The organism is Marinobacter nanhaiticus D15-8W, from assembly GCF_036511935.1.
GTDB lineage: Bacteria > Pseudomonadota > Gammaproteobacteria > Pseudomonadales > Oleiphilaceae > Marinobacter_A > Marinobacter_A nanhaiticus.
The window spans coordinates 3,804,549-3,823,495 of record NZ_AP028878.1; the positions used below are offsets into that span (position 1 = coordinate 3,804,549).

At 59.3% G+C, this 18,947-nt stretch carries 15 protein-coding genes; 7 read left to right on the plus strand and 8 right to left on the minus strand.

Annotated elements, in window-relative coordinates:
• The first annotated feature begins 93 nt into the window (after positions 1 to 93).
• Positions 94 to 1,251 (plus strand): isocitrate/isopropylmalate dehydrogenase family protein, encoded by a 1,158-nt coding sequence (locus RE428_RS17085; protein WP_004583151.1) that lies wholly within the window; start codon positions 94 to 96, stop codon positions 1,249 to 1,251.
• Positions 1,252 to 1,279: 28 nt separating this feature from the next.
• Here RE428_RS17085 and RE428_RS17090 read toward each other — a convergent pair whose 3' ends face one another.
• A complete protein-coding gene (locus RE428_RS17090; RefSeq protein ID WP_004583152.1) occupies positions 1,280 to 2,263 on the minus strand; it encodes a D-2-hydroxyacid dehydrogenase in 984 nt (327 codons plus the stop codon).
• Between the two features lie 355 nt (positions 2,264 to 2,618).
• Here RE428_RS17090 and RE428_RS17095 point away from each other — a divergent pair, with 355 nt between their 5' ends.
• Entirely contained in the window at positions 2,619 to 3,848 is a 1,230-nt protein-coding gene (locus tag RE428_RS17095; RefSeq protein ID WP_004583153.1) for a pyridoxal phosphate-dependent aminotransferase, read from the plus strand.
• An 81-nt stretch (positions 3,849 to 3,929) separates the two neighbouring features.
• Positions 3,930 to 4,115, plus strand: coding sequence for a CPXCG motif-containing cysteine-rich protein (locus RE428_RS17100; protein WP_004583154.1), 186 nt, complete (start codon positions 3,930 to 3,932; stop codon positions 4,113 to 4,115).
• 5 nt (positions 4,116 to 4,120) lie between these two features.
• On the opposite strand, the gene RE428_RS17105 is transcribed toward RE428_RS17100, so the two are convergent.
• Positions 4,121 to 4,723 (minus strand): HAD family hydrolase, encoded by a 603-nt coding sequence (locus tag RE428_RS17105; RefSeq protein WP_004583155.1) that lies wholly within the window; start codon positions 4,721 to 4,723, stop codon positions 4,121 to 4,123.
• Between the two features lie 160 nt (positions 4,724 to 4,883).
• On the opposite strand from RE428_RS17105, the gene RE428_RS17110 reads away from it, so the two are divergent.
• Complete coding sequence (locus RE428_RS17110) at positions 4,884 to 5,459, plus strand: YceB family lipoprotein (protein ID WP_004583156.1); 576 nt, start codon at positions 4,884 to 4,886, stop codon at positions 5,457 to 5,459.
• A 2-nt stretch (positions 5,460 to 5,461) separates the two neighbouring features.
• Complete coding sequence (locus RE428_RS17115; RefSeq protein ID WP_004583157.1) at positions 5,462 to 6,193, plus strand: sulfite exporter TauE/SafE family protein; 732 nt, start codon at positions 5,462 to 5,464, stop codon at positions 6,191 to 6,193.
• Here RE428_RS17115 and RE428_RS17120 read toward each other — a convergent pair whose 3' ends face one another.
• The 6 genes from RE428_RS17120 to RE428_RS17145 all read right to left on the minus strand — a co-directional run bounded on the left by RE428_RS17120 (position 6,194) and on the right by RE428_RS17145 (position 14,331).
• The gene (locus tag RE428_RS17120; protein ID WP_004583158.1) at positions 6,194 to 7,297 is read right to left on the minus strand and encodes a fatty acid desaturase family protein; all 1,104 of its coding nucleotides are present in this window, start codon (positions 7,295 to 7,297) and stop codon (positions 6,194 to 6,196) included.
• A 373-nt stretch (positions 7,298 to 7,670) separates the two neighbouring features.
• Positions 7,671 to 8,336 (minus strand): LuxR C-terminal-related transcriptional regulator, encoded by a 666-nt coding sequence (locus RE428_RS17125; RefSeq protein WP_004583159.1) that lies wholly within the window; start codon positions 8,334 to 8,336, stop codon positions 7,671 to 7,673.
• A 228-nt stretch (positions 8,337 to 8,564) separates the two neighbouring features.
• The gene (gene acs / locus RE428_RS17130) at positions 8,565 to 10,520 is read right to left on the minus strand and encodes an acetate--CoA ligase (RefSeq protein ID WP_004583160.1); all 1,956 of its coding nucleotides are present in this window, start codon (positions 10,518 to 10,520) and stop codon (positions 8,565 to 8,567) included.
• Between the two features lie 433 nt (positions 10,521 to 10,953).
• Positions 10,954 to 12,480, minus strand: a complete 1,527-nt coding sequence (locus tag RE428_RS17135; protein WP_004583161.1) for a fatty acyl-CoA reductase — start codon at positions 12,478 to 12,480, stop codon at positions 10,954 to 10,956.
• Between the two features lie 29 nt (positions 12,481 to 12,509).
• A complete protein-coding gene (locus RE428_RS17140) occupies positions 12,510 to 12,713 on the minus strand; it encodes a hypothetical protein (RefSeq protein ID WP_154660786.1) in 204 nt (67 codons plus the stop codon).
• Positions 12,714 to 12,930: 217 nt separating this feature from the next.
• On the minus strand, positions 12,931 to 14,331 hold the full coding sequence (locus RE428_RS17145) for a MinD/ParA family ATP-binding protein (protein WP_040883797.1): 1,401 nt from the start codon (positions 14,329 to 14,331) through the stop codon (positions 12,931 to 12,933).
• 354 nt (positions 14,332 to 14,685) lie between these two features.
• On the opposite strand from RE428_RS17145, the gene RE428_RS17150 reads away from it, so the two are divergent.
• Together RE428_RS17150 and RE428_RS17155 are read left to right on the plus strand one after the other, a co-directional pair.
• Entirely contained in the window at positions 14,686 to 16,698 is a 2,013-nt protein-coding gene (locus RE428_RS17150) for an HDOD domain-containing protein (RefSeq protein WP_004583163.1), read from the plus strand.
• 73 nt (positions 16,699 to 16,771) lie between these two features.
• Positions 16,772 to 18,940 carry a putative bifunctional diguanylate cyclase/phosphodiesterase gene (locus tag RE428_RS17155; protein WP_004583164.1) on the plus strand — a complete coding sequence of 723 codons (2,169 nt, stop codon included), beginning with the start codon at positions 16,772 to 16,774 and terminating at the stop codon, positions 18,938 to 18,940.
• The last annotated feature ends 7 nt before the right edge of the window (positions 18,941 to 18,947 follow it).

Below are 18,947 nucleotides of genomic sequence, written 5' to 3' on the forward strand. Positions count from 1 at the left end.
TACAAGACTGGCACAGGTTTCACACACGTTTACACTGAAGGACATCCCGAGCCGGGGGATTCCTCGGCGCCATCCCAGCTACAGGAGTCGAACATGACTACAACCAAGCGAATCGCCGTCACGCCCGGGGACGGGATAGGACCGGAAGTGATCGATCAGGCGGTGGCCTGCCTGCAGGACCTTCGCGATCAGTTCCAACTGGATCTGGAGTGGGAAATCTTCGACTGGCCGTCCCACCGCTGGCATGAAAAGCACGGCGAGGTCATGCCCGAGGACGCCCTCGACCAACTGCGCAGCTTCGACGCCATCCTGCTTGGCGCCCTGGGCGATCCAGGTCCGATGACCGACCCCAACCGTCACCTGCTACCGGACAGCATTTCCCTCGCACCACTGCTGCAGATGCGCAAAGGCTTCGACCAGTGGGTTTGCGAACGTCCGGCGCGCCTTCTGCCCGGCGCACGCCAGTACCTGGCTGATGATCGAGCCAGAGATATCGATATGCTGGTGATTCGCGAAAACAGCGAAGGGGAATACGTGGCCCAGGGTGGCCGACTGCGGCCCGGGAGCCCCGATGAGGTCGCCACGCAGATGGAAGTCTTTACCCGCCGCGCCACCGACCGGATTATCCGCTACGGCTTCGAGCAGGCCCGGGCCCGCGCTGCGACGCGCTCCGCCGATGGTAAACCGCGCCAGTTCAAGACCCTGGATGGCCGTACCTGCGAGAGCCAGGTCTGCCTGGTGACCAAGCGCAATGCCCTGCGCTACTGGGGAGATATGTATACCGAAGCTCTGGCGGCCATCGCTACCGAATACCCGGATGTCGCCACCCACCACGAACTGGTAGACGCCGCCTGCATGAAATTTGTCCAGGCACCCTGGGCGTTCGACGTAGTGGTCGCCAGCAACCTTCAAGGCGATATCCTGACCGACCTGGCGGCAGTCCTATCCGGCGGTATGGGCGTTGCGCCCTCCTGCAACCTGAACCCGGACGACCGCTCGATGCCATCCATGTTCGAACCGACCCACGGCAGTGCACCGGACATTGCCGGCCAAGGCCTTGCGGATCCCACTGCCATGCTCTTTACCACCGCGCGAATGTTGCAGTGGCTGGCCAACGACGAAGATGAAAAGTTGCAGCACGCCGCCGATACCCTTTATAACGCCATGGCCGCAGACCTTGCCGCCCATGGCGGCGAACGGCGCAAGACAGTGGAAATCGGTCAGGCCGTGCGCCTGCGGATGAAGGGATAAAGGGAACGAAACGGTTGGCTACGCCGCGCTATTTTGCGGCGTAGCCCAGTTTCTTGTCTACGTTATTAAACAGACTCTCGCCCGCCTTCCAGCGTTGTAAGTTATCCACGAACTGCTCGGTCAGGGCAGCGCGCCAGCCGATGAAATCGCCGGCCATATGGGCGGTGATCAGCACGTTTTCCAGGCCCCACAAGGGATGGTCTTCAGGCAGTGGTTCTTCCTCGAAGACATCGAGGCCGGCACCGGCTATCTCACCCGCTTTGAGCGCATCCACGAGGTCATGGGTACGGACGATGGGCCCGCGGCCAATATTGATGAACCGCGCCTCCTTCTTCATCGCCTGGAACTTACGGCGTTCAAACAGCCCCTCCGTCTGCGGGGTTAGCGGCGCCGCCACCACCACGTAGTCCGCCAGTGCCAACTGCTCGTCCAGGGCATCGTTGCTGTGGACAGCCTCGAAGTCCGGATCATCGGCCCGAGCCCGCCGGGCGATCCCGTGGGACTCCATACCAATCGCGCGAACCAGCCGGGAGATCTGACGGCCGATGGAACCGGCCCCCACCACCAGCACGCGCTGGCCCTGGGCGCGCTCCGTGTCCCGGTGTTTCCACTGGTGTTTCTGCTGGAGACGAATGGAGTGCGGGAAATCCTTGCTGAACATCAAGATGGTACAGAGCACGTACTCGGCAATAGTGCGATCGAAGATGCCCTGGGCGTTAGTGACTTTCACCGGGCCATCGATCAGCGCCGGAAACATCAGCGCATCCACCCCGGCACTCGTCGCGTGAATCCATTCCAGTCGGTCAGCGCTGGGCCAGGCCGCCTCGAGGGCCTCGGTACGGAAGTCCGTCACCATCATGACCTGGGTGCCAGGTAGGGTTTCCTTCAACGACGATTCATCAGAGGCAAAGCGAACCTCCGCCAACTCCCGAACCGCCTCCATGCCGGGCGGCTCCGGCTCATCGGGGGCAGTGAGAACAGTCACGATCGGCTTATCTGTTTCGCGCGTCATAGTGGGCCTCATCAGTGGTGGATGCATCTCCTTGGCGACAGAAGTCGTGCCGGTTCACCGCATAACGTGCTGGCACAACCCGCCCCTTCCATCACTTGAGTGTGTAAGCCCGCTTTGCCCGGGTCAACCGGAGCCGATCTATCCATCGCGAAATTACGCAAGATTACTGATGTGGTGGGCTTGCCCCGCCTGCGTTTAAAAACTAATCTGCCAGAGTGAACGCAGTTTGCATGTCTGTGTCACCTGAAGAGCCGCCAATCCCGGGGCTCTCTTACGGAGTCCGCTGCTTTACAAAACCGCTGCGGCGCGTGCGGCGACGCCTCCACATCTTCCCGTGTTCTGTCAGGAGATGCTTATGGCCGACGGTGCAAAGCCCAACCAATCCACTGATACCGCTCCGCGCAAGATCAAGTACCGCAAGACCAAGGCCCGCTGGCATCCATCGATGCAGGCGATCCCGGTGCCGGGTATCCGGCGTATGGTCAACATGGCGGCCACCATGAAGGACGTGATCCACCTGTCCATTGGCCAGCCAGACCTGCCGACACCGAAACATGTCATCGATGCCTACATCGATGCGCTCAATGCCGGCCAGACCGGCTATACCATGGACGCCGGCTTGCCCGAGCTGCTGGTCGCGCTGCGTGACTATTATGGCAAGCGCTACGACCGAAAGCTGACCAAGGACAACATCCTGATTACGTCGGGCGCGACGGAGGCCATGTACCTGGCACTGTCCGCCACCGCGGCGCCGGGCCGACAGTTCATCGTCACCGATCCCTCGTTCCTGCTCTATGCACCGCTGATTCGTATGAACGGTGGCGAGGTGAAGTTCATTCCCACGCGGATCGAGAACAACCACCAGCTGGATCCGGACGAAGTCATCGCGGCCATGGGCCAGCGCACCTTCGCGGTGGTGCTGAACTCTCCGAACAACCCTACGGGCGCGGTCTATCCACGCAGCACTATCGAAACCATCGTCGAGGAGTGCGCCTACCGCGGCATACAGATCTTCAGCGACGAAGTCTACGACCATCTGATCCTCGATGACCAGGAATACGCCAGCGTTCTCCGCTGCAGCGTGGACCTGGACAACATCATGTGCATCAGTAGCTTCTCCAAGACCTATAGCATGGCGGGGTTGCGTGTCGGTTGGGTAATTTCAAGCCAGGCAACCATCAAGTCGCTGCGGCGCTATCACATGTTCACCACGTCGGTGGCAAACACGCCGTCGCAGTTTGCGGGTGTCGCAGCACTGACCGGTGACCAGCAGTGCATTCGGGATATGGTGTCAATCTATCGGGAGCGGCGTGACCGGATCGTGGATCTTGTCGCACAGACACCGCACCTAACCGGCTACCAGCCAGGCGGGGCCTTCTTCATCTTCCCGGACCTGCCCAAGCATGTGAACGGCTCCGACCTGGCGTTGCGCATGCTCAAGGAAACCGGTGTCTGCGTGGTCCCGGGCGACGCCTTTGGCGAGCACACGGAGAACGCCCTTCGATTCAGTTTCTCCGCGTCGGTAGAGACGATCGAGGAAGCTTTTGATCGAATCATTCCGTGGATGGCCAAGCAACCGTTCTGAAGCTGGATGCCCTTCTTTCTATTATCCAATGTCGACGCCTGATCATCATGATGGTCAGGCGCTCGCAACGATCTGACACCCATGCTTGAACCCGCCCAAATCCAATGCCCCTATTGCTGGGAGTCGCTGGACATTAGCGTCGATCCCTCCGTACGCCACCAGGACTACGTAGAAGACTGCCAAGTGTGCTGTCAGCCCATTCTGATTCACGTGCAGTTCGAAGAAGATGGCGAGCTGATTGTCAGCGCGGAAGCGGAAAACGACTGATGTTTTCAGCGCCAGAGTTGCTGTAGTTCGTTGAAATGCCTGATGACATAGTCCGCCTGCCCGACAAAACGGGCATTACGCTCGTTGCGATAGAGGCCGGCCGCCATGCCCGCCCGGCGTGCGGCGGTAAGGTCATCGACATAGTCGCCAACGTAGGTCATGCGATCCGGCGCGGTGCCCAGTTGCTCGGCAATGAGCGCCAGGCCCCCAGGGTCCGGCTTCGGAGGCGCATCGTCCCGGGTCAGGATCAGCTCGATCCCGAGGCCAAGAGCCGCGTCCGTAGCCGCCACTGCCTCGCGGCTGTTGCGGGTGAGGATCGCAACAGGCACATCAAACGCCTTTAAATGCAGCAGTAGCTCCTGCGCTCCCGGCATCCATGTCGCTCGCCTGGCCCCGGCCATTTCGAAACGATGTATAACCGCATGGGCATGCGCTACCGCGGCGGGATCGGACAGGGTCGCAATGTGCTCCAACAACCCAATACCCTGGGGGAAACCGAGCTCCTCGCGAATGGCGAAGAAATCCAGACCGGAATCCACCAGGGTTCCATCGAGGTCGAAGGCGATGGCGCCGAATGGCCCCGTTAGCCCACCTGTATTCATTTCCATGCGTTGCCCTTGATCAACTGTAACTTGGTGTCGCTTTTCCGAGCCCGTACCATTAGGCACCAAAACCTATACCTGCCCGAAGCGCCGCAAAGCACGCTTCTGCTATACGCCCGACCACCATACCCGGGCTAATCCCGATGCCGATATGGAGTATCCTTACATGCCGCAGTTCCCGCTGCTCCGTCACATTCGTTTGCTGGGCGCGCTGGCTCTCATGCTGGTTATGACCGGTTGCGCTTCTTTGTCGCCCTACTCGATCAGCGAAAACACCCTCGAAGGTTACCTGCAAAATGCCGTGGCGGACTTCGACCGGCAACAGCTCCAGGCAGGCTCACCGCTGAGCGTATCACTGAGCCATGCCGATATCACACTGGGTCCGGATGGCCGCGAAGTTGCCGTGCTCGAAATCGAAGGCCAGGTATCCGTCAACGCGTTCTTGGCCCGCCTGCCGGTAGACTTGGCGTTAAAAGTCGAAGGCGCTCCCGTCTATGACCGCGAGCAGAAAGCCGTTTTCATCCGCCGCCTCCAGTTACTCGACAGCCGCGTCGAGTCGTCAATGTTCAAGGGGGACCTGAAACCGGTGACCGACAATGTCATGCGCATGGTTGCCCAATGGCTGGAAACCGTACCCGTCTATAGACTTGACGAGGAAAGCCTTGGACAGCGATTGCTGGGCATGGCACCGGTCGGCGTCAAGGTGGTTCCGGGCAAACTGATCCTGGTACCGGCCGAATAATCGTGGACGAACTGACACTCCTCGACTTCATACTCGCCAATCTTTTCCTGCTTGCGGGTTGCTGCCTTCAGGGCATCGCCGGCTATGGCATTGGTACCCTCTCCGCACCGCTGCTATTCCTGATCAGCCCGCTGTTCGTTCCTGGCCCCCTCGTGGTGAACGCCGTCGTCCTCACCGTGTTGCTGCTGTTGCGAAACCGGGCAAGTATCCGTTTCCGTGAAGTGCGCTTTGCCATCGGCGGCAGCATCGTTGGAACGGTATTGGCCGGGCTGACCCTGGCCTACATAACCGGCCGGGCTTTTGACCTGGTGTTTGGCGGGCTGATCCTGTTTGGTGTCCTGCTCAGTGTTGCCGGCCTCAAGCCACAGCTCAACACACGCAACAGCGTGATTGCGGGAGCGGCCAGCGGGTATATGGGCACCACGGTCGCAGTCGGCGGCCCCCCCGTCGCCATGATCTACCAGAACGAAAAAGGCCCGCTCGTGCGGGCCAATATGTCGGCATTCTTCCTGTTTTCCAGCTGCGCCAGCATCGTTGCGCTGATCCCGGCAGGTCGGCTCGGGCTGATCGAGCTCAAGCTATTTGCCTATACCCTGCCGGGGGTCGTGGCCGGCTTCCTGCTGTCGGGACTACTGGTTCAGCGCCTCCCCTTTGCGGCCATGCGGCCGCTGATCCTGGGCATCGCGAGCATCGCCGGTATCGGCGCGCTGATACGCGGCCTTACCGGCGGCTGATCACGCGCCTTTGGCCGCCTTGTAAGTCGCAGCGCTCATCTCGACCTGCAGCGGTAGCAGATCGAACGTGCGTTCCGGCTTGTTCGGATCAACCAGCTCAGTCGGCGTCTTGTAAACCCGCGGCGTGGAATACAACAGCTTGATGGCTTGCCAGTGGGTCGGCGCCACGTAACGCTCCGGATAGTGCGTTTCCAGCCATTCGCGCAGACGCGGCGCCTTGTTCGATGGCATCTTCGGGAAGAAGTGATGCTCGATATGGTGGCTGAAGCGGAAGTGCAACCGATCAAGGACGGGCAGCGTACGCAGGCTCATGGAGTTGTCCAACGGATTGTTGGTCTCCGTCTGCGGGCGCAGGAAATGATTGGTGAGAATGTAACCCTGCCCCAAAACATTCGCCATCATGAACGGAATCACCACCGTGAAGATCGCCAACGGCCCCGAGATCACCGCCAGGGTCAGCCAACCGGCCACGCACAGCATGGACTGAATGATTGCCTTGCGGCGGTTGAAGCCGCGGAACTGCTTGCGTCGTTTGGCCTGTTTCCATAATACGATCTGGGCATGCATAGTGAAGGAATAGGTCAGGAACAGCAGGCTATACCAGGTGCCTGACCCCGGCGCCAGCTTGGGGAACTTCTTCTGCTTCGGATCGGCCTTGTAACGGCGCAGGGTGCCGAAGCTGTCCGGATCGGTGTCGCCCATGTTGGTGTGGGCGTGGTGGATGGAATTGTGCCACTTGCGCCAAAACTCCGGCGGCGCAACCATCGGACCGAAACCCAGCCAGCCAAAGAAATTCTGCCATCCCCGACTCATACCCATGGCACCGTGTAGCACCTCATGCGCCAGCAGGGCCTGGGAACCGATGGTATGACCCACGACGAGTCCCAATACCAGGTTGGCATACCACGGAAGTCCAGCCATCAGTATGGTCGCAATCCCACCCCAGATTACCAACTGCAACGGTAGGAACCAGATGATGCGCCAGGTCTGCGTCTTGAAGGTATCCGCTGGCAGATCCTTTCGCATCTGATCGCGCAGCGCACGCTCGTCCTGCTTGCCAAAGCTGGCGGAACGGATAGATTCGGGTTTTACGGCCGCATTCACGGGGTCTCTCCTGCATTTCAGCGTACAATTGTTAGCTGAATTTACAGAAGAGCCAGTGACAGTTCAATGGCCATTAGATAAATTTTCCATGACAGAGGCATGAAGCCAGACCTAGAGCGCGTTACAGGTGGAGACATAATTATGAGATAGACACCTGAACAGCGTACGCGTGTACCGAAATAGGCCTGGACTGGAAAGCGATGGCTTAGAGGTGAGAGGTGATCGCTGGGGATGGGCAAGACGCATCTCGCAGGTCAGGTGAACCCGACCTGCATGACTCGAGGTTGAGGAATGAGCTTAGCAAACCAACAAACGAAAACGCCGCCCGGGCAGGCGGCGTCAAAGCTATGGAATTTGCGCTAGGGGGCGCTAATCAACTACCCGACAACGAGGTATCGGACGGATCGATCTCCATCTGCTGGATCGCAATTACCGCCTGGGTCCTGTTACGCACACCCAGCTTCCGAAACACCGCGGTGATATGGGCCTTGACCGTGGCCTCGGACACATCCAGATCGTAGGCAATCTGCTTATTGAGCAGACCTTCCGCCAGCATACCCAAAACACGGAACTGCTGCGGCGTCAGCGAGGCCAGCTTGTCGGAAAAATCGGTGACATCTGCTTGCATACGATCCAACTTCTCGGCCACACCCGCCGGCAACCAGACCTCGCCATTGAGCACTTCACGGATGGCTTCGGTGATTTCGGGCAGCGGCGCAGATTTGGGGATGAAGCCGGAAGCACCGTAATCGATGGAGCGGCGCATCACCTGCAACTCCTCGGAACCCGAAACCACCACCACAGGCAGCCCGGGGTATTGCCCACGCATGAACACCAGTCCGGAGAAACCATGCGCCCCGGGCATATTCAGGTCCAGCAGCACCAAGTCTGCGTCCGGATGCTCTTCCACGGCAGCCTGGAGTGTCTTGATACTGTCGACTTCCACCATCTCGGCATCGGGCACTGCCTCGGATACTGCCTGGCGCAGGGCCGCCCGGAACAACGGGTGATCATCGGCAATGATAATTTGCTGAACCATCGGAAAGTCTGTCTCCTTCGTGATACCGAAAAGAGCGTTAGAGCCCCTTCCTTCTTATTCTGAATCGCGCCTGGCAGGTCACGATTCGATGTATGACATAAATGATAGCACGCACAATACAAAAGCCAGCGAACCGCGCAAGCGCGATTCGCTGGCTTTCGGACGTTCGTTTTCAGGCGAACGCTATGTCATGCCGGCCCCGGTGGAGCCCGGCCTTTTCCGATGCGCTTACTTCTTGAATTCGCGCTGGGCGATCAACTCATCGACCACGCCCGGGTCGGCCAGCGTGGAGGTATCACCCAATTGATCGTGCTCATTGGCGGCAATCTTGCGCAGAATCCGACGCATGATCTTGCCCGAGCGGGTTTTGGGCAGACCTGTCGCCCATTGGATGACATCCGGTGAAGCGATCGGGCCAATCTCCTTACGCACCCACTGCACCAGCTCCTTGCGCAACTCATCGGTTGGCTCCTGACCATGAACCAGGGTCACGTACACGTAGATACCCTGCCCCTTGATCTCGTGGGGATAACCCACCACCGCCGCCTCAGCGACTTTTTCGTGCGCCACCAGCGCACTTTCCACCTCGGCGGTGCCCAGACGGTGACCGGAGACGTTCAGCACGTCATCCACACGCCCGGTTATCCAGTAATAGCCATCTTCGTCGCGACGCACGCCGTCACCGGTGAAGTAGCGGCCCTTATAGGTGCTGAAGTAGGTCTGCTTGAAGCGCTCATGATCGCCGTAGATGGTACGCATCTGGCCAGGCCAGCTGTCCAGGATGACCAGGTTACCCTCGGTCTTGCCTTCCAAGACATTGCCATCGTTATCCACTACCGCTGGCTGCACGCCGAAGAATGGCAACGTCGCGGAACCTGGCTTCAGGTCGATGGCGCCGGGCAGCGGGCTGATCAGGATGCCGCCGGTCTCGGTCTGCCACCAGGTGTCCACGATCGGACACTTGGCGTTACCGATTACCCGGTAGTACCACTCCCAGGCTTCCGGGTTGATGGGTTCGCCCACGGAGCCCAGCAGCTTCAGACTGTCCCGGGAGGAATTCGCCATGCAGGACTCACCTTCCGCCATCAATGCACGAATGGCCGTCGGCGCCGTATAGAGCGTGTTAACCTTGTGCTTGTCGACCACCTGACCAATTCGCGAGGTATCCGGATAGCTGGGGACCCCCTCGAACAGGAGCGTCTTGGCACCATTGGCCAGCGGACCATAGAGAATGTAGCTGTGGCCGGTGATCCAGCCAAAGTCTGCAGTACACCAGTAGACGTCGCCGTCGTGATAGTCGAAGACGTACTCATGGGTCATGGCAGCGAAGACCAGGTAGCCGCCGGTGGTATGCAGCACCCCTTTCGGCGCCCCGGTGGAACCGGAGGTATAGAGCATGAACAGCGGATCCTCCGCGTTCATCGGCTCTGCCGGGCAATCCGCCGAGGCACTCTTCATCAGGTCTTCATAGCGCGCGTCGCGACTCTCGTCCCAGGGCACATCGCCACCGGTACGGGTCACGACAACCACGCGCTCAACATCCGGCACCTTGTCACTTTCGAGCGCCTTGTCGACATTCTTCTTCAACGGGATGGTGCGACCACCGCGAACACCTTCGTCGGCGGTAATGACGAAGCGGGACTTGCCGTTCTGGATCCTGGCGCCCAGGGCTTCCGGCGAGAAGCCGCCGAAGACCACCGAATGGATCGCGCCGATGCGGGCACAGGCCAGCATGGCTACGGCCGTCTCGACAATCATCGGCATGTAGATGGTAACCACGTCGCCTTTGCTGACGCCGAGAGTCTTGAGGACGTTGGCGAACTTACAGGTCTCCGCGTGGAGTTCGCGGTAGGTGATATGACGGGAGACGCTGGGATCATCCCCTTCGAAGATGATGGCTGTCTGGTCGCCACGCTTTTCCAGGTGGCGGTCCAGGCAGTTCACCGAAGCATTCAGCTCCCCATCCTCGAACCACTTGATGGAGAGGTTGTCATAGTCGTAGGTCGTATTCTTGACCTTGGTGTAGGGTTTGCTCCATTCGAGCCGCTTGCCGTGCTCGCCCCAGAAACCTTCCGGGTCCTTGATGGAGCGCTCGTACATCTCATCGTATTTCGCGCGATCGACCAGTGCCTGTTTCTTGAACGACTCAGTCACTGGATAAACTTGCTGATGTTGTTCTGTCATCGTGCTCCCCTTCATTTGTGGATCAGCTTTTCGTTTGTCGTTATTGGAATCTCTGGAACCGCTGAAACGCCTGTGCGAGGCACTCATCAGGCGGCTATGCCAGCCTGGGGTCCGGGCCTACCCTGACGTGCGTGCTTTTTCTTCTAAGGACAGACCACTATATTTAGTCCGATAGTTCACCACGGCACAACAGGCCGGTTGAATTAGACTAACGTCCTATTATTGCGAAACTTTATGCCCCTCGGGAGTGATTCCGGCGTGACTCCGTTATGGGCCAGCAAGACTCCTGGAAGACTTGATATCACTGTATCAGCATAACGGTTCGGGATGCAGACCCAAACCTGGACACTGGCCGAAGCCCGCTGTAACGGAGGGGGAAGACACTGGTAGGAGAAAGCCCCAGGTCGCGCGGACCCGGGGTGTATCAGAAGACTCAGGCCGCTTTGCGTTCCTTGCGGGTCTTGAGTCGGTAGAGTTTACGCTCGCTGAGCGCATACTTATTAAGACCGGCCATGTGAATCTTGCGCAGGTAGGTCGGCCAGTCCACCCGACGGGCATCCACCGGGAACAGCGCCTGGTCATGCTCGCCCATGCGCTGGGACAATTCCAAAAGTCGGTCGTTATGGAAGATATAATCCGGCGCGGTATAGAAACCGAAGATGGTCGCCAGCGATAGGGTGGTATCGATGTTGCGCAGGGAACGCATTTCCCGCTCGCTCCCGATCAGCTTCATCGCCTGATTCATGACCTGCAGCGGCATCCGCGCACCGGTGATCACGGCACCGAACAGGCGGCGGTTGACGGCGATAAACGGTTTGCGCGGGCGGCGATAGAACAGGCGGTCATACGATGCGTAATTTTCCTTCGCCTCCACCATCAGATGGTCGATGAACTCGCCCAGCGTAATCGGGTTGCCGGAGCCACTGCAGCACTGATAGATCCGGTGCTGGATCGGCTCGACCAGCGCTTCCGCCATGGAAAGGATAATACTGTTGGCGACCAGGTCGGCAGGAATAACGTCGATAATGCCATTACGCTTGCCCGGGAACAGGGCAACCTTCTCGCGAGCGTATGCCAGGATAATAGCGTCTGCCACCTTGACGCCTTCGATCCAGCCCGGCGCTGGCTCTTCCAGCGCACTCTCGATAATCGACGGGCGCAGGATGGTCAATGGCGACCCCTGGAGCCCCCTGCCCAATAGTTGTTCGCCCATCCACTTGGTGAAGGTGTAGGTGTCGCTCCAGCCGTAACGGTTGGCCTCGCGGATGCCCAATTCAACCAGCTTCTTCTCCAGTACCTGGCCGGAATAACGGGACTTCACATCCGCAATCTTGTCCTGGAGGAGGTGGATCAGCTCTTCCACCTCGTACAGACCGTCGTCACCGCGTGCGATATTCCCCTTGGCCGGCCGCACGACATCCTCATGCGCCTGACCGGCATTCATACCGTTGACATAGCAGGTGGAGACCTGGATGACGGGAATCTGTCCACCCGTTTTCGACAGGTCAACGATATTGCGCAGACACAGGGCGTTGATCTCCAGTGCCTTGTCCAACTCCTCACGGAAGTTGACGCTCGCCGCAGAGTTGATCACAACATCGAGGCGGTCCGCCAACTGCTCGAAACGGGATTCGGTCAGACCAAAATGTGGCGCCGTAACCTCGCCGGTAACGCAGTGCACCTTTTGCTCGATGAAGGCGTCGAACCCGTCCGGATCATCAAGCTTCAGGCGTTCGAACACAGAGGAACAGGCAATCTCGTTAAGGAACCGGTCGTGCGCGTTGGGATGGCGGCGATTGCCACGAATCAGCAGGTGAATACCACCAATGTCCGGCACGGCCCGGACCAGCTTCTCAAGCACCACCTTGCCCAGAAAACCGGTGGTGCCGGTAATCAGAACGTGCTTCCCTTTCAGCGCCTTCAGAACATTCGAACTGGGCTGTTCGACGGTGTGTGGCATGGCGGAACTCCTTCTCGAAAAAAATGGTATTAGGCAGAAAAACAGTCCTGTTTTCCCGTTAAGAATAAGTCAGAGAATGCATCAACCACGCCAATTACCGGTGTGTTGGCATGGCGAAAACTGCCTGGATTTTGTAAGTCGCTGAATTCGCGCGAAGGATTATCAGGCAACAGCACCAGATGCTCGGGCACGGCCGTAAAAACGTAACGACTGCCAATGACCTCGGGGGCCATTTTACGGTGCACGCCGTGACAAATAGGTGACCTGAAGCAAGAAAATGATTCAGGACTGCATCAAATCCCCAGAATGTGACGCGGTGAGAGCCAGAGCCTCTCCACCCGACGACAAGCGCCCTTGTGGCGTCGCCTATCACCACAAATGTCGAGCACCATTATGGGATTCGAAAACCATTATGAAAGAAAGATGACGAGGAAAATACGTCAGTAAACTCTACTTTTGCGCATCCGGCTTGCCGCGTGTAATACGGTCCAGCCAGGCATCCAGGGAGAGGTGGTCGGGCTGATCCTGTAGCGCCCGTAGGAGGGCCTCCTGGCTGCCAAACCGGACTTCGTCGTAACGAGGTTCGGGGCTTTCGACCGGTAGCTCGGGCAGCTTGGGCGAAGCCGCGGGCGCAGGATCGATCTGACCGGCCAAATGGCGGAGATGGCTGGCAAACTGACTGCGCTGGCCTGGTGGAAGCCGATCCCAATGCATCGACGCCAATCCGGTCTGGAGGATTTCCATCATGTCCTCGTCCATGGTGCGTCCGAGCAGGGCAATACAGCGAGTCAGTGCTTCATAGCGCTGAACGGGGGGCGTGTCTGCTGCAGCGATTAGAGTTTCCATCTCAGTAGACCAGTTGTGCCACCGGGTAGCTGTATCCGGCGCTTTCTCCTGATCTTGCGAGTCGCCTCTATACCTCTCGTCTTCCTTACCGCCGGCGCCTTCCTTTGGATTTGCTCCTGCGACTGTACCAGCCTTTGCCGGATCCATACCGCTGGGACCCGCGGGCTTCGCCTGCTGACGCTCCGCAAGTCGGTTCCAATAGGCCGCGAAGCCTGCACGGCGCGGTTCGATCTGTTCGAACCGGACCTTGAGCATATCCGCCAGCACACGGAACTGCCGACAGGAGGGGTCCGACTCCGCCAGCAACGCCACCGGCCGCTGGATCGATACCGCCTGGCGTATGGTTTCATCACGCCAGATCGCTCCGAGATAATGCGGCACTATATCGACGTGGCGCTGCAGTGCCGCACGGAACCGCTGAAAGATGGACTGCGCCTGACTGGCCCCATGGGCCATATTGACCAGCACGCTTGGCGTCCTTCGGTAGCCCCGGCGCTTGAGCACCTTGATCAGGGAAAAGGCATCGGTAAGGGACGTGGGGTCCGGCGTTACCACCACACAGGCCAGCGCTGCGCTGGCAATCATGTGGATAACGTTGGCCTGCAGGCCTGCCGCGGTATCGATGAGGATGTAGTCGTAGCGCTTCTCGAACGCCGCCAGCCCGCGGAAAATCGATAGCCGGTCGGCTGCCGATATCCCCATGCAGCGCTCGACCCCGGAAGCTCCGGGCAAGACATGCAGGCCGAAAGGCGCCTCGAAGATCGCCTGCTCCAGGGAACACTCGCCCTTGAGCACGTGTTCAAGCGTGCGCCCCGGGTACTGACCCAGCATGATTGTCACGTTGGCCAGATCGGTATCACCGTCGAGCAACAAAACGCGATTACCCTGACGGGCGAGCACCAAAGCCAGGTTGAGCGCGACAGAGGTCTTGCCCACGCCCCCTTTTCCGCCGGTTATGGCAAGGATGCGGGGGTGCCCCGATGAACGTTTCGATGAATCCTTCATGGACCAATACGCCACATTCACTGCAGTGGGCCGGGAAGAAGGATCTTGATACACAGCCTGTGCACAAAGCCCTGACGGAAACGCACAGGCGCCTCATCCGGGACATCCTTTGTTCGGCCTCTGCCGATGGAAAGACGGGTAAATCAGCTGGATCGACAATTGATTGTACAGTCCAGCGACGCGTCTGCGACAGGTTTTACAGGCGCAGAGGTCTTTATAGCGCGAGGATTTACGCGATTTTACAACTGAGGCGAGTGGAATCGGTTCAAAATATGTACACTTTATCTTTGATATTCGACGGTTATTGGCTAAGCTCCACCGTTAAAACGATAAATGAAGAAAGTGTCATAATTCATGGCCCGGGCTCATATTGATTTACCGGCGGATGGTGAGCTACCCAGTTTGCCGCAGGTTGTCCTGCGCGCATTGGAAGCCTGCCGTAGCGAGTCAGACTATCGCGATATTGGCCGGATAATAAGCGCTGACACGGCTCTATGTGCCCGTGTGCTTGCGCTCGCCAATTCGGCGCTCTACGGACGCCCCGGCGAAATCAACTCCATCGAACAGGCCCTGTTACGCCTGGGGACCGACCAGCTTCAGGCCCTGATCATCACCGCCTCCCTCAGACAACTGCTGTTCGACCTCGGGTCTGATCGCTGGCAACAGATCCGCGACTTCTGGCGCCACTCTCTGACCACTGCCCTCACCGCCCGCGCTTTGAGCCGCCTGACCGGCTACTCCAATAACGAAGAAGCCTTTATGGTGGGCATACTGCACAACGTAGGCGAATTGATCGCGTTGCGCCAGCCATCCGATAACGAACACCAGACCCCGCTCGACGACCAGATCGAGATCGGTGCGCGGCTGGCTAACCATTGGGGCTTGGGGCAGATGGCCACCGATGCCATTCGCTACCAGCAGGCGCCGGCCCGGGACATTCGCGACGCCGGCCACCTGGTGAAGCTGATCAATCTATCCGCCCGTCTGGCGCTGGCCGACTCCAGCGGCATCGAAGCGGCACAGACCATCTTCGGCCTGACCAGCGCCCTTACCCGGGAAATCTGTACCCGCATCGGTCGCGAGGTCTCGTCCCTGGCCGAGAGCCTGGACATCCCGCTGGAAGGCCCTTTCGACAGCGGCGACGCCCACAAGCGGCTGTTCGAACAGGTGGTGCGCTCGGCGATGGTCGAGCAGGCCCTGCAAACCCTGCCGGAACAGGCCAATAGCGCAGAACTCCTGACCACCGCCCTGCGTAACCTGGTTACCCTGACCGGCCGACCGGGCCTGGTGTTCCAACAGTATGATGATCGCCTGGAGCTTCTCGCCGCCACGCGCACGGCGCCCCCGCACATCGAAGTCCCGTTGGACAACCCGCAAAGCCTGGTGACCCAGGTCGGCACACTACGGGAGACCGACGTGCTGAAGATGGACAGCGCGACGATTCTCGACCGCCAACTGCTGGGTCTGCTCGATTGCCGGGCGATGATGAGCGTACCCGTGTGCTACGGGGAACAATGCTGCGGCGTCTACGTTATCGGTCTGGATTCAGTAGAAGAAGCCGAGACCTATACCACGTTGGTAGAGCTCTTCGCCCGCCGTGTCGGCGGCCTGGCCCATGCCCTGCAAAAGGAAACCCGGACCGAGAAGGTCGCCGGTGAAACGCTGGAGCAGCTTTCCCAGCGCATCGAGCTGCGAAAGCGGGTTCATGAGATCAGCAATCCGCTGACGATCGTGCGTCAGTACATCCGTCAGCTACAAAACAAACTCCAGGACATCGAAGGCTCCGGCAAAGTCGAGCCTGATCTGGAAATCGTCCGCGAGGAACTCGACCGGGCCGCCGGGATGCTGGAACGTATCAGCGAAGCCGGCGAATCCGGTGCATCGAACGAACAGGACGAAGACGGGGTCGTGCTAAACAGCGAATTGACCATTTTGTGCGATCTGTTCGAGGAAGCACTGTTCGCGCCCAGCGACATCCAGTGCGAGCTGACCATGACCACCGCCAGCACCCGCGCCCGTGCGACTCGCGGCCCCGTGCGCCAAATGGTAATGAATCTGGCTCGCAATGCCGTGGAATCCATGCCGAATGGCGGTAGGATCCAATTTCGCACCGCAGCCCCGATCTGGCAGGATGGCCGTCGCTGGATCGAGCTGACTATTGATGATTCGGGGCAGGGAATTCCCGAATCCATCCGGGACTCACTATTCAAACCGGTCCGCTCCACCAAGGGGCCGGGCCATAGCGGTCTGGGACTGAGTATCGTAAAACAGCTTGTCGATGACATGGAGGGCATCATCAGCTGCCGGACGGGAGAGGATGGCACCAGCTTCCGCATCCTGCTACCGGCGGTAAAAGAAACAGAATAACCGGACTTGACCGGGCTGAGACGAAATGACAACCCGTGTAGAATCGGGGAACCCAACAGGACGGGCGCAGGCCATGACATCGGACCGACTGCAAGAGATCAGTACTTCCGAGGCAAGAATACTCGTCGTTGACGATGAACCGAGGCTACTCCAGAGTCTGGTGGACTTGCTGGAAGAAAAGGGTGTTGTCGCCGTGCCTGCGTTGGGTGGCCGGGCCGCCTGTGAGCTACTGACCCGCGAACACTTCAACCTGGTGATGTTGGACCTGCGAATGCCCGAAGTGGATGGTCACCAGGTCATGCAGTTCATTCAGGAGCGCAAGATAGAAACACCGGTGATCGTGGTCAGCGGCGAATCCTCCTTCAACGCCGTCAGCCGCGCTCTGCGCCGGGGCGCCGAAGACTACATCAAGAAGCCTTTCGATCCGGACGAGCTGCTGGCCACAGTCAGCAACGTGCTGCAGAAGCAGGCGCTGGCGTGGGCCCATCGCAACGTCCAGCTACGCCTGCAGAAATCCGAGGAGTTGCACCGCTATATCGTCAACACCTCGCCGGATATCGTCTTCATGCTAGACCGCGAGGGGCGGGTCTGTTTCGTCAACCACAAGATCGAGGCACTGTTGGGCTACCGCCCCAATGAGCTGATCGGCCGCCATTTCCGCCACCTGATCGACGAACAGGATGTCGCGCGCGGCACCTATGCCCTGCAGGACCCGGCCATCAGCGCCGAGAACCCGCGCACTTTCGAGATTCGCCTGAAAACCCGCGGTAGCCGCAAGGCCAATCGCCATTTCGAGATTACAGCCTTCCCCATCGGCGACGACAGCGGGCAATTCCTGCCTCACGTCACGCCGGGCGGAGCCAACGGCAACGCCCGCATATACGGTTCCGCCCGCGATATCACCGAACGTAAGGAAGCGGAAGCATTTATCAACTTCCAGGCCTACCATGACCTGTTGACCCGCTTGCCCAATCGCGCACTATTCAAGGACCGCCTCATGCTGGCCATCACCCAGGCCCAGCGTAGCCAACAGAAGCTGGCAGTCATGTTCCTGGACCTCGATCGTTTCAAGGTGGTCAACGATACCCTGGGGCACGCCATGGGCGATCGGTTGCTGCAGGCCGTGACCCAGCGCCTGGAAAGCTGCCTGCGCAAGGGGGACACCCTGTCCCGGTTCGGCGGTGATGAGTTTACGCTGCTGCTGCCCGCCATCAGCAGCCATGACGACGCCCGCAAGATCGCGCGCAAGCTGATCAGCGTGTTACGCGAACCGTTCCAGCTGGGTGAGCACGAAGTGTTCGTCGGGGTCAGCGTCGGTATCGCCATTTTCCCGGACGCCGGTGATTCAATGGATCAACTGATCCAGTGCGCAGACATCGCCATGTACCACGTCAAGGCCGGCGGCAAGGATGGCTATCGCTTCTACAGCGAATCCATGAGCATCGATACGGCCAATCGCCTTAGCCTGGAGCGGGACCTGCGCCAGGCATTGGTAAACAACGAACTGTGCGTGCACTACCAGCCACAGGTGGCTTCGAATACGGGGGAAGTGGTCGGGCTCGAAGCGCTCGTCCGTTGGCAGCACCCCGAACGTGGCCTGCTCTATCCACGGGATTTCCTGCCCCTGGCCGAGGAAACCAAGCTGATCGCCGAACTCAGCGAGTGCGTGCTGGAAAAAGCCTGCCAGCAGATGAAACGCTGGATCGACGCCGGTCACAAATCGATGCGCCTGGCGGTTAACCTGTCACCGCTACAGGTCGATCACCCTCGCTTCGTGGCAAACCTGATCGCCCAACTGAAAACCATGGGCTTCCCACCGGAGAACCTGGAGATCGAGATCACTGAAAACGTGATCATGAACGATCTGGAACAGATCAGCCGCAAACTGCGGGAACTCGCGGCCCATGGCGTGCGCATCGCCATCGACGACTTCGGTACCGGCTATTCCTCCCTCAATTACCTGCATCGCCTGCCTATCCACACCCTCAAGGTGGACCAGTCCTTTGTCAGGGGCATTCGCAGCGGCGAAGACGGCGCCTGCATTGTCAATGCGATCGTCGCCATGGCCCACGGCCTGCGACTCGATATCGTCGCCGAAGGTGTTGAGACCGATACCCAACTGACGTACCTGCGCAATCTGGGCTGCCACCAGGTCCAGGGTTTCTTCTATGGTCCGGCCCGACCAGCTAACGAAATAGACGCCCTACTCGGCGTCAAGGCGCGTGCGCGGGCCGCCGTCTAGGAAGCTT